Below are 12,804 nucleotides of genomic sequence, written 5' to 3'. Positions count from 1 at the left end.
GGCATGGCCTTCTACCAGGCCAACCTGTTCCCGGCGCTGAAGGGCAGCCTGCTGGTCGGCTCGCTGCGCGAACAGCACGTCGACCGCCTGGTGCTGAAGGACGGCAGGGTGGTCGGCGAGGAGCGCCTGTTCACCGATATCGGCGGCCGCGTGCGCGACGTGAGGGTCGGCCCCGACGGCGCCATCTACGTCGTCACCGACGACGACAATGGCAAGGTGATCCGCATCACGCCGAAGCGGTAGACCTGAAAAGATCGCGGGCGCGCCGAAACGCGCCCGCGAGGGTCTCGGCCTAGAACTTGTACTGCAGGCCCAGGCTGAACTGGCGCCCGGTGTGGGTGTAGACGAAGGTGCTGTCGCGATCGGAGTCGATGAACTGCCGGTTGAAGCGGTCGAAGATGTTCAGCCCTTCCAGCGACAGCTTGAAGTGGTCGTTGATCTGGTATGACGCGGCCATGTCGAAGGTCAGGTTCGGCGAATAGCCCTCCAGGTCCTGCAGCGGATTGTTGGCCGGCAGGGCCACGATCGACTTGTCGCGGTACGAGGCCGAAACGCGGGCGCTGAACTTGCTGTCCTCGTAGTAGAGCGTTGCGTTGTAGGCGTTCTTCGACAGGCCGATCAGGTCGTTGGTGGTCACCCCGCCAGCGGCCAGGAAGTACTCGATCTGGCTGTCGACATAGGTGTAGTTCACCAGCGCGCCCGTATGGCGCAGGAAGCCCGGCAGGAAGGTGAAGGCCTGCTGGTAGTTGATCTCGAAGCCCTTCAGCGGTCCGCCCGGCGTGTTCAGGGGACGCGTGACCGTGATCGGGGTGTTGTCCGGATCGACGCCCGACGCGCCCAGCAAGGCCATCGGCAGCCCCGTCTGGCGGAAGGTCAGCTGCTGAGACTGGTTCTGCACATAGGTCTGGATGTCCTTGTAGAACAGCCCCACGCCCAGGATCGCGCCCGGCGCGAAGTACCATTCGGCCCCCACGTCGGCGGTCCAGGCGCGGATCGGGTCCAGCGTCGGGTTGCCGGAATTGATCGACGGCGTGCCGGTCAGGTTCAGGCTGCCGCCCGGCGTCAGGAAGCCCAGATCCGGCCGCGACACCGTCTTGGCGCCGGAGACGCGCAGCACCAGATCTGGCGTCACGTCGACCGACACGTTCACCGAGGGCAACACGTCGTCATAGGCGTGCTCGGCGGTGACCTGCTGCGGGGTCAGGCCGATCTGATAGCCGCGCGACTCCAGCTCGGTGCGGGCGAAGCGGAAGCCGACGTCGCCTCGGACCGGCACGCCGCCGATCTCGGTCTTCAGGTCGGCCTGCAGATAGGCCGAGCTCACCTTCTCGTCCACGCGGCGGATGCCGCCGTAGTTGGGCGTCAGGTTGTAGAGGCCGCTCTTGCTGTAGATGTTCTGGTTGGCGACGAACTTGTCGAAGTCGATCGTCGCCCAGCTGGTCGGGAAGACGCCCGCGTTGATCCCGTGGCCGCCGAAGCCCGACACCACCTTGGTCAGGTTCTTCAGCTCGGCCGAGGTGAAGCTGGGGACCAGGAAGTTGTTCGGACGCTGGAAGGTCGAGGTGTCGAACGAGAACTCGTCATAATGACCGCCGACCTTGATCGTCAGGGCGTCGTCGACGGCCCAGGCCAGGTTCAGGTCGACCGTGCGATAGATATTGGTCGTGAAGGTCTGGGCCTGCCGCACCTCGGCGTTGGGGGCGGCGAAGCTGTAGAGCGAGGCGTCCGTGACGTCGAAGCCGTGGGTGATGATCGGCTGGTTCCGGTTCTTGCGGAAGTCGATCGTCATTCCGGTGTTCGGACGCTGGAACATGATCGTCGTCGTCATCGGCTGGTCGTAGTCCGACTTCGAGTAGCCGATCAGGCCCTTGACCGTGATCCGATCCGTCAGCTCGTGCGTGCCCGCCAGGGTGAACTGCTGGAAGACGTTCTGGAATTCGTCGTGCTGGGTGTCGGAGCGCACGTCGACGCCGTCGAAGCGGGCGAAGTCGACGTCATAGACCGTCTGGCCGAGATTGACGCCGGCGGTGTGGCTGGTCCCGGCGTTACGCAGCACGAGCTCGCGCACGGCGGTCTGCGGCTTGCCGTTCTGGCTGATGGCGCGGGCGAACGAGAAGCCCTCCAGCCAGTTCTCCTCGCGCTTGACGTCATAGTTCGAATAGAGGGCGTCGAAGCTCAGCGAGGTGCGCGAGGTCGGCTTCCACTGCAGGGCCAGGGTCGCGCCAGTGCGCTCCTGGTCGTGGTGGAAGCGGCCATAGCGCGGCAGGCGCGGGAAGAAGACGGTCGAACGGTTGGCCTGGTCGAAGACGGTGTCGTTGGCGGCCGGACGGGCCACGCCAGCGGCGCAGTTGGCGGCGTCGGTGCCGTTGGCGGCGTTGTCGACCGGGTTCTGCGGCGTGCGGCCCACGGGCGTACAGAAGCCGCCGTCGACGGTGGCGGGGTTCCAGCCGCCCGATCCCCACTGGTCCTCCAGGAACTTGCGCTTGCTCCACGCCAGCGAGGCCTGCGCCCCGAACTGGCCCCAGGCCGTATCCCAGCGGTCGCCGAGCACGGCGGTGACCTTGGGGTCGGAATGCTTGGACAGGTCGTTGTAGCCGGCCGAGGCGCCGATCACGAAGGTCCGGCCCTTCTGGTCCAGGGGCCTTGCGGTCTCCAGGTCGACCGTCGCGCCCAGGGAGCCTTCGATCACCTCGGCCTGCGCGGTCTTGCGCACCGTGATGCCGCTGAACAGCTCCGAAGCGAAGGTGTTGAAGTCGAAGCCCCGCCCCAGGTTCGCGCCGCGGTCGCTGGTGGTCGCGCCACTGGTTGACTGGGCTTCCATGCCGTTGATGCGGACGCGCGTGAAGGCGGGCGGCAGGCCGCGCACGGTGATCGTGCGGCCCTCGCCGGCCACGCGGGTGATCGAGACGCCCGGCACCCGCTGGATCGATTCGGCCAGGTTGGCGTCGGGGAAGTCGGCGATGTCCTCGGCCTTGATGGCGTCGACCACGCCGGAGGACTGACGCTTGACGCTCAGCGCGCTCTGCAGGCTCGCGCGAAAGCCCGTGACGACCACTTCCTCGACGGCGTTGTTCTCGACGGTTTGCGCTTCGGCGCCGTGCGCCGCCATCGCGCCCGCGATAGCCAAAGCGAAAAGCGAGCAGCCCGAATTCCAGCCGTGCTTGGACGACATGCGACCCTCCTGACAGGACCGGTTCGACCGGCCCCTGACGTTTCCAACCCAAACTGACCGGTTGTTCCGGTTCGTCTCTCGCGAAGCCTTAATTTCCCATATTTTGGGAAGTTATCTCACAAGATAGACAATGTATGTCCGACAAGTTGCGCGGCCGCAAGAGTTGGTTATGTCGACGGCGGACGATGCGGCGGAACCGGGACCCGGCGGACGGCAGCGAGGCGGCTTTCCGCGAGCCGCGCATCGATCATCTGGACGTGAAGATAGGAAGTTCGACAGCACGCGCGCCCACGCGGGCCGGCTGCGACGGCGCGATCAGCGTCCTGATCGCCGATGACAGCACTGAAGCAACCAGGATCCTGAAGCGGTAGCGTCAGGTCCTCGTCAGTGCGCGGCTCGTCGGCCTCAGCCCATGGGCTTCTCGAGAGACGGCGGCGGCTGGCTGAACCAGCGCGGCCCCTGCTCCGTCAGGTGGATGCAGTCCTCGAGCCGGACGCCGAACTCGCCGGGGATGTAGATTCCCGGCTCGTCCGAGAAGCACATGCCCGGCGCCAACCTGGTGGTCTCCGACATGACGAAGTTGACCGGCTCGTGACCGTCCATGCCGATGCCGTGGCCCGTGCGGTGCGACAGGCCCGGCAGCTTGTAGCGCGGTCCCCAGCCCAGGCTCTCGTAATAGGCCCGGACGGCGCGATCGACCGACCCGGCCTCCACCCCGATCTTGGCCGCTTCGAACGCTATCTGCTGGCCGCGCTGGACGTCAGTCCAGACCTTGCGCTGGCGGACCGTCGGCTCGCCGAACACGAAGGTGCGCGAGATGTCCGACTCGTAGCCGCCGACATTGCAGCCGCAATCCATCAGCACGACCTGCCCCTCGCTCAGCACCTGCGGCTGGCGCGAGCCGTGCGGATAGGCGCTGGCCTCGCCGATCAGGATCAGGTTGAAGCTGACCCGCCCGCCCAGCGCCGTGGTCCGCTCGGCCATCAGGGCGGCGATGTCGCGCGGGACCATGCCGGCCCGGACATTGGCGTGGGCATGGCGCAGCGCCGCGACGGTGATGTCGGAAGCGACCTGCATCAGGGCGATCTCGGCCGGGGTCTTGATCATCCGGCAGCCGCGGAACACCGCCGCGCCGGGGACGATCTTGGCGTTCGGCAAGGCGCCGGCCAGGCCTTGGACGATGAAGTCCCGGATCGTCTCCTCGACGCCGACCTTGCCCGAAGCCAGCTTGCGGTCGGCCAGCAGGCCCGCGGCAATGGCGTAGGGGCTCTCGTCCTCCTCCCAGGTGCGGACCTCGGCGGGAACCGACAGGCTCTGGCGGATCGAGCCCTCCTCGAACTTGGGCATCACCATGCCGACCTGCCCTTCGCGCGGGATGATCGCCAGGGTCGGCCGCTCGCTGCGGCTCCACTGGGCGCCGGTGAAATAGTCCATCGACGAACCGGCCTCGGTGATCACCGCCGAGAGGCCGAGCTGCGCCATCAGCGCCTGGGCGCGAACCAGGCGCGCTTGACGTTCGGCGGGGCCAATCAGGGCGATGCCATCGGTCAGCTTCTTGACGCCCTCGTCGCGCGCCCAGGCCCGACCGCCCGTGGCCACCGCGCTTGCGGCGACTCCGGCCAGGAAGCCCCGCCGCCCCAGCTTGTCCAACGCGCCCATACGCTTTCCCCAAAACTTCAAGAGCCGGCGCCGACGCAGACTCAAGCTCCGAACTTGTCGGCCATCGGCCTGGACGCTGACAAGCCCGACACAGCATCCCACCACCCGATCGGCGCGACTGCTCGCTCGGCGCGCGTCGAAAGCCCCTCCCCCATCCGCGAACTCTGATATCAATCTCCCATGAAGCGCGGACGGAGCATCCTGATCGTGGGCGGCGGGACGGCCGGGTGGCTGACGGCCGCCTATCTGGCCAAGGCGCTGCGGATCGCCGAGCAGGCGCACCTGTCGATCACCGTGCTGGAATCCCCCGAGATCGGCGCCATCGGCGTCGGCGAGGCCACGTTCCCCACCATCCGCAACACGCTGCAGTTCTTGGGGATCGACGAAGCGCGGTTCATCCGCCAGACCTCGGCGACGTTCAAGCAGGGCATCCGCTTCGTCGACTGGGGCCACGCGCCGACCGAGCAAGGCCGCCACAGCTTCTTCCACCCGTTCGAGGCGCCCTTCTCGACCGACGGCGTGAGTCTCGCGCCCTATTGGCTGCTGCAGGACGAAGCCTCGCGCGCGCCGTTCGCCGAGGCCGTGACGATCCAGGCCCGCGTCGCCGACGCGGCCCGCGCGCCCAAGCGCCCGCACGAGAGCGACTTCGGCGGCCCGCTGAACTACGCGTACCATTTCGACGCCGCCAAGCTGGCCGAGGTGCTGGCCGAGCGCGCGCGGGAACTCGGCGTTCGCCACCTGCAGGGGCATGTCGGCGAGACGGTGCTGGACGCGACCGGCGCCATCGCCCGCATCGTCTCGCCCGAGCAAGGCCCGCTGGCCGCCGACCTCTACATCGACTGCAGCGGCTTCCGCGCCGAGCTGATCGGCAAGGCGCTGAACGCGCCGTTCAAGTCGGCGCGGCCAGTGCTGTTCGCCGACCGCGCCGTGGCCTGCCGCGCGCCCTACACGCGCCCCGACGCGCCGATCCAGAGCTTCACCGTCGCCACCGCCCACGAGGCCGGCTGGCTCTGGGACATCGGTCTCTCCGGCGCCCGCGGCGTCGGCTGTGTCTACTCCAGCGACCACATCGACGACGATCGGGCCGAGGCGATCCTGCGCGACTATGTGGGCGGGGCCGAGGTCGAGACCCGCCGCCTCGCCTTCGAGGCCGGCTATCGCGAGAAGCAGTGGATCGGCAACTGTGTGGCCGTGGGCCTGTCGGCTGGCTTCCTGGAGCCGCTGGAGTCGACGGGCGTCGTGCTGATCGAGGCTGCCGTGGCGATGATCGCCGAGCTCTTCCCGCACACAGGCCCGGTCAGCGCGCCCGCTCGCCGCTTCAACGAGCTGATGGCGGCGCGCTACGAAAACATCATCGTCTTCCTGAAGCTGCACTACGCGCTCAGCCGCCGGCCCGAGCGCTTCTGGCGCGAGAACACCGCCCCGGAAACGATCCCTGAGCGTCTTCAGGACCTACTCGAACAGTGGCGTCACCGCCCGCCGGCCCGGTTCGATTTCATCCTTGATCTCGAGACCTTCGCCTTCTTCAACTACCAGTACATCCTGTACGGCATGGGCTTCGAAACCGATCTGGCCGACGGCGCCGCTGAGTTTCCGGACGCAGCCGGCGCGGCCAAGCTGTTCGCCAAGATCCGCGGCTTCGCCGATCGCGCGACCCAGGACCTGCCCAGCCACCGCGACCTGATCGCCCAGATCAACCGCTTCGGCTTCGAGGAACGGGCGCTGGCTTGAGGCGGGGATCGCTTGCGGCTCCGTTTGCGTTCTAGGGCGCAACACCCAAGCTTCGGAGCCCTTCCATGAACCACCGCCTTCTCCTTCCCCTGACGCTCGCCTTCGCCGTGGCGGGCCTGGCCGCTTGCGACAAGGAGGCCGGCCGCAAGCAGGAAACCATCGGCAAGGTCGAGGCCGGCGCGGGCAAGCTCGTCGGCGACAAGGATCTCAAGGCCGAGGGCAAGAAGGACCAGGTCGCCGGCAATGTGAAACAGGGCGAGCTGAAGGACGCCGTGAAGGAAGCGAAGAAGTAGGCTGGAATACTGCCTCCCCAAAAACAAGTGTCATCCCGGAAGCCTCGCAGAGGCTATCCGGGACCCAGGGGGTGACGAAGCGCGGTGCGCACCGCCCCTGGGTCCCGGCTCTTCGCTTCGCTACGGCCGCGATGACACGGGAATTGGCCTCGAGAGTTCTCTACGCCCCTACGCCCTCGGGCACGGCTCCCAACTCACCAGACGCGCGGGCTTTCTTGCCGTAGACCACCTCGAACAGCGGGCTGGCCATCACGGTCGTGACGATCGCCATCAGCACCAGCATCGAGAACAGGGTCGGGCCGATGATGCCCTTCTGCAGGCCGATGTTGATGATGATCAGCTCCATCAGGCCGCGCGAGTTCATCAGGGCGCCGATGCCCATGGCCGTGGCGTGGTTCTCGCCGGTCAGGCGGGCGGCGGCGTAGCAGGCGCCCCACTTGGCCAGGATCGAGCAGGCCAGGACGCCCAGGGCGATCAGCAGCAGCTCGACCGAGTTGACCATGTCCATGCGGGTGTTGAGGCCCGAATAGGTGAAGAACATCGGCAGCAGCAGCACGACTGCGATCGGCTCGACCTTCTTCTTCAGCTCCTCGACGAACAGGCCGCGCGGCATGAAGACGCCCAGCAGGAAGCCGCCGAAGATGGCGTGGATGCCCACGGCGTCCATCAGGAAGGCCGACAGGCAGAAGGCCATCAGGGTCAAAGCGAGGACGGTCAGGCTCATCTCGCCGTCGCGCTCGACCATGCGGCCCAGCGGCGCGAGGATGCGCTTGCCGAACAGGACCATGAAAGCGACGTAGGTCAGGCCGCCGCCGATGGCGAGAACGGCCAGGCCCGGCCCGCCGCCGAACGTCGCCAGCACCAGGGCCAGCACGCACCACGACACCGCGTCGTCGAAGGCGCCGGCCGTCAGCGACAGCGTGCCCAGCGAGGTCTTGGCCAGGCCGCGCTCGTTGATGATCCGGGCCAGCATCGGAAAGGCGGTCAGGGCGATGCAGGCGCCCATGAACAGGGTGGCGTTGGCCTGGCTGATGGTCGGGGCGAACAGGCCTGGGACCTTCAGCAGGAACGGCGTGATGATCGCGGCGATCAGGAACGGCGCGGCGATGCCGGCGAACGAGACGCTCATCGCGCTCCTGGCCTTGGACTTGAAATGGCCCGCCTGAAAGCTGGTCCCGACCATGAACATGTAGAGCCCGACGCCCAGCTGGGCGCCGACATAGAGGACGTTCTTGGTCTCCTTCGGGAAAAGGGCCGCCTGGAAGTCGGGGAACAGCAGGCCCAACAGCGACGGTCCCAGGATCAAGCCGGCGATCATCTCGCCGACCACCTGCGGCTGGGCCAGCAGCTTCTTGCCCAGCCAACCGACGACGCGGCAGGCCAGCAGGATCACCGCCAGTTGCAGGAAGAAGTGGATGGAGAAATCGTTCGGGGCGTAGCTGTGGGCGGCGGCCTGGGTGGCGGGCCCGTGCGGCGACAGGATTTCTGACGCAGTCTTCAGCGTGTCGGCAAGCAGGTCTGACACCGGATAAGCCCCCTAAGCAATGTTCTCGGCTTTGCGCCCTTGCCCCATGCCGACCAGAGAACGATGGTCCGCGCAATACCTTGACCGCCTTTTTGACGCGCCCGTCAGTAGATTGTTTTTGCTGGCGAATTTTCTGTTGCCGGAACATCACGATGTAGTAACGTTTCTACAGACAGCCTTGTCAATTCGCGGACAGGGAGCGCGCGATGAAGGTCCTCACCAGCCGCGAGTTCAATCAGGACGTCAGCCTGGCCAAGCGCGCGGCGCGGCTTGAGCCGGTGTTCGTCACCGACCGCGGCAAGCCGACCCACGTGCTGATGAGCATCGAAACCTACCGCCGCCTCAGCGGCCAGACCGAAACGATCGTCGACCTGCTGGCCATGCCCACGCCCCTGCCCGACCTGGACCTGCGGGCCGCCCGCGCGTCCGAGACCTGGGAGCGCTGATGCATCTGCTGGACACCGAGCTCGTCTACGCCCTGCGCGCGGCCAAGAGCGGCCGGGCGGACGCCGCGCTGACCGCCTGGGCGGCCGGCGCGGCGCGAACCAGCCTGTTCGTCTCGGCCCTGACCCTGCTGGAGCTGGAAACCGCCGTCGCCCGCGTCGAGCGCAAGGACAAGACGCAGGGCGCGGCTTTGCGCGACTGGCTGGACAATCGCTTCGCCCGCGCCTTCGAGGGGCGCATCCTGCCGATCGACGCCGCCGTGGTCCGTCGCCGCGCGAGCGTCCCGCTGACGGACGGCCGCGACGCCCTGCTGGCCGCCACGGCGCTTGAACACGGCATGACCCTGGCCACGCGCGAGGCGGCCGCCTTCGCCAAGATCCCGCGCCTGAAGCTGTTCAATCCCTGGACCTACAAGCCCGAGGTCGTCGACGAGGACGAAGACTGGGGCCAGGCCGCCAAGGCAGGCGCCCACTGGCTGCGGAATATCTTCGTGCGGGGTTAGCCGGGCTTCACACCAAGGGTCTTCTCCAGCCACCCCGCGACCCGTTCCAGCACCTCGACGCCATCCATCGCCGGACGGGTGCGCCACTCCTCAGGATCATCCGTCAGCGGAACCTGCAGGGCGTGGTTCAGGCGGGGCAGCAGGACGATCTCCGCGCGCGGATTGCCCGCAAGGGCCTTGCGGGCGGCGGGCACGTTCTCTTGGGGCCGGACCAGGGCGTCCTTGCCGCCATAAACCGCCAGCAGCGGGATGCGGACACGCCGCAAGTCCTCGAAGGGCTTCCGTTCCAAGGCGGCGGGAAGCTGGACCTTGTCGGTCAGGGCGGTGATGACCTGCTCGGCGGCCTCCTGGGGGATACGACCATCCCTGACCCCGGACGCCACCACCGCCTCGACCAGCGCCCTGTCCGGAGCGGCGGCGATGAGCCGGGCGGCGAACCCGCGCTGAACGTCGTAGGACCCGCGCTCCGGGAAGTTCATGACCAGGCTGCGCGCGATCTGATCGATCGTGTGCTCGCGCCCCGGAATCGCGGGCGACAGCAGCAGCACGGCGGCGTGCGGCGGGTTTGTCCCGCCCGCGACCTGGGCCGCGACCATGCCGCCTTGGCTGTGGCCGACAACGGCTATGCGGCCGGGGTCAATCTCCGGCCGGCTTCGCAGGAGTCGCACCATGGCGCGGGCGTCCTCGGCCAGCACCGACACACGTTCGTTGGACGGTCCCTCCGACTCCCCGGAGCCGCGCTTGTCGTACTCAAGCGTCGCGACGCCGACCGACAGCATGCGCTTCTGCAGAATCCGGAACGCGCCGCGCACTTGAGGGCCAGAGCCGCCGACAACCACGATGGCCGGGAAAGGTCCCGCGCCCATCGGGATGCGCAGCGTCGCGGCCAGCTTGACGCCGTTCGACGCGGCGACGGTCACGTCTTCCGCGATCCGGTCGGGCTTGTAGGTCTTCTCGAGCGCGTCCAGCTCGCCCGGCGTCGGGATACCGCGCAGGATGATCGCCGGACCGAGGGTGACCGGCCCCGCCCTGCCTAGATGCAGCGCCAGCGCGTCCTTGCCCGCCTCGGAGTCGGCCTTCGCCACGCCGGTGACCATAAGGCGCTGCCAGTCGCCCGAGCCGATGCTCTCGGTGATGGCGAAGGTCGGGTAAGGCGGAGCGTTGGTCAGGAGCAGGGCCGAAATTCGGACGCCCTCCCCGGCGCGCAGCCAGAATACGCCCGTATAGGTCTCGCCCGCCTTGACCCCGCCGGCGAAGGCCGCGGTCGCCCCGCTGCTCCAGGGATCGGTCGTCAGGGTCGCCTCGACGCGGGTCGCCCCACCGCCCGGCGCGCCGGCGTCGCGGAGATGGGCGACCTTGGCGCCATAGATCGACCAGCCATCGGCTGGCGTGACACCCACGACCTCAGCCGCGTCCCCCGCGGGCGCGACGATGAGAAAGCACAGCACCAGCGCAAGCAGTCGCACAGCGCCCTCCCCGACACCGACATCGCCGGGATACGATCACAAGTTGACGACTTCCGGCAACACGCCTCAGGGCGTTCGCGCGCCGTCGGATGTCGCCACGCGCGTGATGTGGGTGAACGGTGCCAGCGGGGCTTGGACCGGCACGGGCGCCTGAACCGGCGTGGCGGCGACCTGGACCGGAACCGCCTCAGCCTCGACCAGGGGCGGTTTCGGCGCGGCCTTGGCGGAGACATAGACCAGCCGGTCGCCCTGGCAGGTCCCCGCGTTCATCAGGCCCTTCAGATAGCCGCGCCGCACGAAGCCGGCCTTGATCGCCTCGCGGACCATCTGGTCGTGCCGTTCGGCGCCGGTCAGGCGGCGGACCCAGCCGCGCATCGGGATCACGTCGGTGATCGTACTGGCCACCACCCCCAGCACCGGCCGCGACAGGCTCTCGTCCTTGTTGTCGTCCTTGGGGTCGTCGTAGTCGTCGCCCAGCACGGCGTCGAGCTGCTGGATCTCGGCCTTCAACGGCGCGCAGCCGGCCTGGGGCGGCGCGTAAGGATCTGCGACGGCCTTCTTCAGCAGGTCGGGTATCTCGGAGCGGACGACGTTGATGTCCCGCAGCGGCGCGACCATCGCCGAGCCGAGGTTGTCGGTATTGGCCTCGGCGGAGGTCTGGGGCGTCTTCTGACGCTCGCCCGCCAGCGCCGCGTCGGCCGCCCCCATCCCCACGCACAGCGCCAGCAAGGCTGCGCCGCAGCGCTTCAGCGCGCCGACGGAGGGCTTTTGAACGGGCGGCGACATCGTCGTGACCTCGCAAGGTTGATCCATGCCGGTTCAACCCGAGAACGGCCCCGCTCGTTCCGTCGCGCGCGCCTTCGTGATCCGAGCGCCTCCCTAGATTGGGGGAAGCCCATCCATGATCGCCGTCAGCGCCAGCACCGTCTGGCCCTCCATCGCGCTGTGGCCGGCGTCGGTGATCACGTAGGTCGCGGGAGGAGTCCCCGCCGCCTCCAGCGCTTCGACGAGCCGCGAGGCCTGGGTCAGCGGGCAGACCTGGTCGAAGCGGCCGTGGACGATGTGGACCGGCACGTCCTTCAGCGCCCCGACGCCGTCGGTGATCTCGTCGGGCTTCAGGAACAGGTCGTTGGCGAAGAAGTGCGCCTCGATCTGGGCGAAGCTCAGCGCGAACTCGGCCTCGCCGAACTTGCCCGGGTCGCTGGCGGCCGGGATCATGTTCGAGATCGTCCCCTCCCAGACCGACCAGGCCAGGGCCGCCTGCAGCTGGCGCTGGCGCTCGGGCTCGGTGGTCGGAACGCTGTCGAAGATTGCCTTGTAGGCGGCCATCATGTCGTCGCGCACCTCGGCCGGAATGACCTCGACGAAGGCCTTCCACTCGTCGGGATAGGCGATGTAGGCGCCGGGTTCGGTGAGGCCGTAGGGCTTGTCGGCGAAGGTCGCCGCATTGCCCTGGTACATGTAGAGCAGGTCCTCCTTGGACCCCAGGAAGATGCCGCGCAGGATCAGGGAGGCGACCTTGTCCGGATGGCGGATCGCGTAGACCAGGGCCAGCGTGCTGCCCCAGCTGCCGCCGAACACGTGCATCTTGCCGGTGATCCCCAGCGCCTCGCGCAGGGCGTTGATGTCGGCGACCAGATAGTCCGTCGTATTGTGCGCCAGGGCCTTCTGCGGCCCGTCGGCGGCCACGGTCGGGCGGCTTTTGCCACAGCCGCGCTGGTCGAACAGGATCACCCGGTAACGATCCGGATCGAAGAACCGCGACATCACCGGCGCGCAGGCCCCACCCGGGCCGCCGTGCAGGAACATCACCGGCTCGCCGTCGGCCTTGCCGTATTCTTCCCAGTAGAGCTCGTGGTCCGGCGCGGTGTCGACGCGCAGCCAGCCGGTGCGCAGGGGCTCACCCTGCGGATAGGCCCACTCGGTGGTCACCTTGCTGGTCGTGCGAAGCCGCGAGAAATCCATGGTCGAATCCTGTCGAAAAAGGCGGCGCACTCTCGCGCTGAAAGATG

At 67.9% G+C, this 12,804-nt stretch carries 12 protein-coding genes and 1 pseudogene; 6 read left to right on the top strand and 7 right to left on the bottom strand.

What is annotated here, in order from left to right; translation table 11 throughout:
• Positions 1 to 243: PQQ-dependent sugar dehydrogenase (locus DI526_RS14530; protein ID WP_304279293.1), on the top strand; the 243-nt coding region annotated here is incomplete at its 5' end.
• A gap of 49 nt (positions 244 to 292) precedes the next feature.
• Here the strand turns inward: DI526_RS14530 and DI526_RS14525 are convergent.
• A complete protein-coding gene (locus DI526_RS14525; protein WP_304279290.1) occupies positions 293 to 3,172 on the bottom strand; it encodes a TonB-dependent receptor in 2,880 nt (959 codons plus the stop codon).
• 134 nt (positions 3,173 to 3,306) lie between these two features.
• Between DI526_RS14525 and DI526_RS14520 the strand changes: the two genes are divergently transcribed.
• Positions 3,307 to 3,543 (top strand): hypothetical protein, encoded by a 237-nt coding sequence (locus tag DI526_RS14520; protein ID WP_304279287.1) that lies wholly within the window; start codon positions 3,307 to 3,309, stop codon positions 3,541 to 3,543.
• A gap of 34 nt (positions 3,544 to 3,577) precedes the next feature.
• On the opposite strand, the gene DI526_RS14515 is transcribed toward DI526_RS14520, so the two are convergent.
• Positions 3,578 to 4,831, bottom strand: a complete 1,254-nt coding sequence (locus DI526_RS14515) for a Xaa-Pro peptidase family protein (protein WP_304279285.1) — start codon at positions 4,829 to 4,831, stop codon at positions 3,578 to 3,580.
• A 180-nt stretch (positions 4,832 to 5,011) separates the two neighbouring features.
• Between DI526_RS14515 and DI526_RS14510 the strand changes: the two genes are divergently transcribed.
• Both DI526_RS14510 and DI526_RS14505 read left to right on the top strand, forming a co-directional pair.
• On the top strand, positions 5,012 to 6,562 hold the full coding sequence (locus DI526_RS14510) for a tryptophan halogenase family protein (RefSeq protein ID WP_304279283.1): 1,551 nt from the start codon (positions 5,012 to 5,014) through the stop codon (positions 6,560 to 6,562).
• A 65-nt stretch (positions 6,563 to 6,627) separates the two neighbouring features.
• Positions 6,628 to 6,855 (top strand): CsbD family protein, encoded by a 228-nt coding sequence (locus tag DI526_RS14505; RefSeq protein ID WP_304279282.1) that lies wholly within the window; start codon positions 6,628 to 6,630, stop codon positions 6,853 to 6,855.
• Between the two features lie 56 nt (positions 6,856 to 6,911).
• Here the strand turns inward: DI526_RS14505 and DI526_RS14500 are convergent.
• Positions 6,912 to 6,992, bottom strand: a pseudogene (locus DI526_RS14500) (hypothetical protein); the annotation flags it as partial.
• A gap of 23 nt (positions 6,993 to 7,015) precedes the next feature.
• Positions 7,016 to 8,380, bottom strand: a complete 1,365-nt coding sequence (locus DI526_RS14495) for a cation:proton antiporter (RefSeq protein WP_304279279.1) — start codon at positions 8,378 to 8,380, stop codon at positions 7,016 to 7,018.
• 206 nt (positions 8,381 to 8,586) lie between these two features.
• Here DI526_RS14495 and DI526_RS14490 point away from each other — a divergent pair, with 206 nt between their 5' ends.
• Positions 8,587 to 8,826: a type II toxin-antitoxin system Phd/YefM family antitoxin gene (locus DI526_RS14490; protein ID WP_304279276.1), complete on the top strand. Its 240-nt coding sequence runs from the start codon at positions 8,587 to 8,589 to the stop codon at positions 8,824 to 8,826.
• On the top strand, positions 8,826 to 9,326 hold the full coding sequence (locus tag DI526_RS14485) for a PIN domain-containing protein (protein WP_304279274.1): 501 nt from the start codon (positions 8,826 to 8,828) through the stop codon (positions 9,324 to 9,326). Before DI526_RS14490 ends, DI526_RS14485 begins: the two co-directional genes overlap by 1 nt.
• Here the strand turns inward: DI526_RS14485 and DI526_RS14480 are convergent.
• The 3 genes from DI526_RS14480 to pip all read right to left on the bottom strand — a co-directional run bounded on the left by DI526_RS14480 (position 9,323) and on the right by pip (position 12,757).
• Positions 9,323 to 10,792 (bottom strand): alpha/beta fold hydrolase, encoded by a 1,470-nt coding sequence (locus DI526_RS14480; RefSeq protein ID WP_304279272.1) that lies wholly within the window; start codon positions 10,790 to 10,792, stop codon positions 9,323 to 9,325. The genes DI526_RS14485 and DI526_RS14480 overlap by 4 nt on opposite strands.
• A gap of 66 nt (positions 10,793 to 10,858) precedes the next feature.
• Positions 10,859 to 11,578: a hypothetical protein gene (locus DI526_RS14475; RefSeq protein ID WP_304279269.1), complete on the bottom strand. Its 720-nt coding sequence runs from the start codon at positions 11,576 to 11,578 to the stop codon at positions 10,859 to 10,861.
• A 93-nt stretch (positions 11,579 to 11,671) separates the two neighbouring features.
• A complete protein-coding gene (gene pip, locus DI526_RS14470) occupies positions 11,672 to 12,757 on the bottom strand; it encodes a prolyl aminopeptidase (RefSeq protein ID WP_304279267.1) in 1,086 nt (361 codons plus the stop codon).
• Between the last annotated feature and the right edge of the window lie 47 nt (positions 12,758 to 12,804).

Source organism: Caulobacter segnis (genome assembly GCF_003243465.1).
GTDB classification, from domain to species: Bacteria; Pseudomonadota; Alphaproteobacteria; order Caulobacterales; family Caulobacteraceae; genus Caulobacter; species Caulobacter segnis_A.
This window is presented reverse-complemented; position numbering and strand designations above follow the sequence as displayed.

Coding starts and splice junctions, on each gene's coding strand:
- DI526_RS14525 (WP_304279290.1), bottom strand. CDS start 3,172: ATGTCGTCCAAGCACGGCTGGAATTCGGGCTGCTCGCTTTTCGCTTTG.
- DI526_RS14520 (WP_304279287.1), top strand. CDS start 3,307: ATGTCCGACAAGTTGCGCGGCCGCAAGAGTTGGTTATGTCGACGGCGG.
- DI526_RS14515 (WP_304279285.1), bottom strand. CDS start 4,831: ATGGGCGCGTTGGACAAGCTGGGGCGGCGGGGCTTCCTGGCCGGAGTC.
- DI526_RS14510 (WP_304279283.1), top strand. CDS start 5,012: ATGAAGCGCGGACGGAGCATCCTGATCGTGGGCGGCGGGACGGCCGGG.
- DI526_RS14505 (WP_304279282.1), top strand. CDS start 6,628: ATGAACCACCGCCTTCTCCTTCCCCTGACGCTCGCCTTCGCCGTGGCG.
- DI526_RS14490 (WP_304279276.1), top strand. CDS start 8,587: ATGAAGGTCCTCACCAGCCGCGAGTTCAATCAGGACGTCAGCCTGGCC.
- DI526_RS14485 (WP_304279274.1), top strand. CDS start 8,826: ATGCATCTGCTGGACACCGAGCTCGTCTACGCCCTGCGCGCGGCCAAG.
- DI526_RS14475 (WP_304279269.1), bottom strand. CDS start 11,578: ATGTCGCCGCCCGTTCAAAAGCCCTCCGTCGGCGCGCTGAAGCGCTGC.
- pip (WP_304279267.1), bottom strand. CDS start 12,757: ATGGATTTCTCGCGGCTTCGCACGACCAGCAAGGTGACCACCGAGTGG.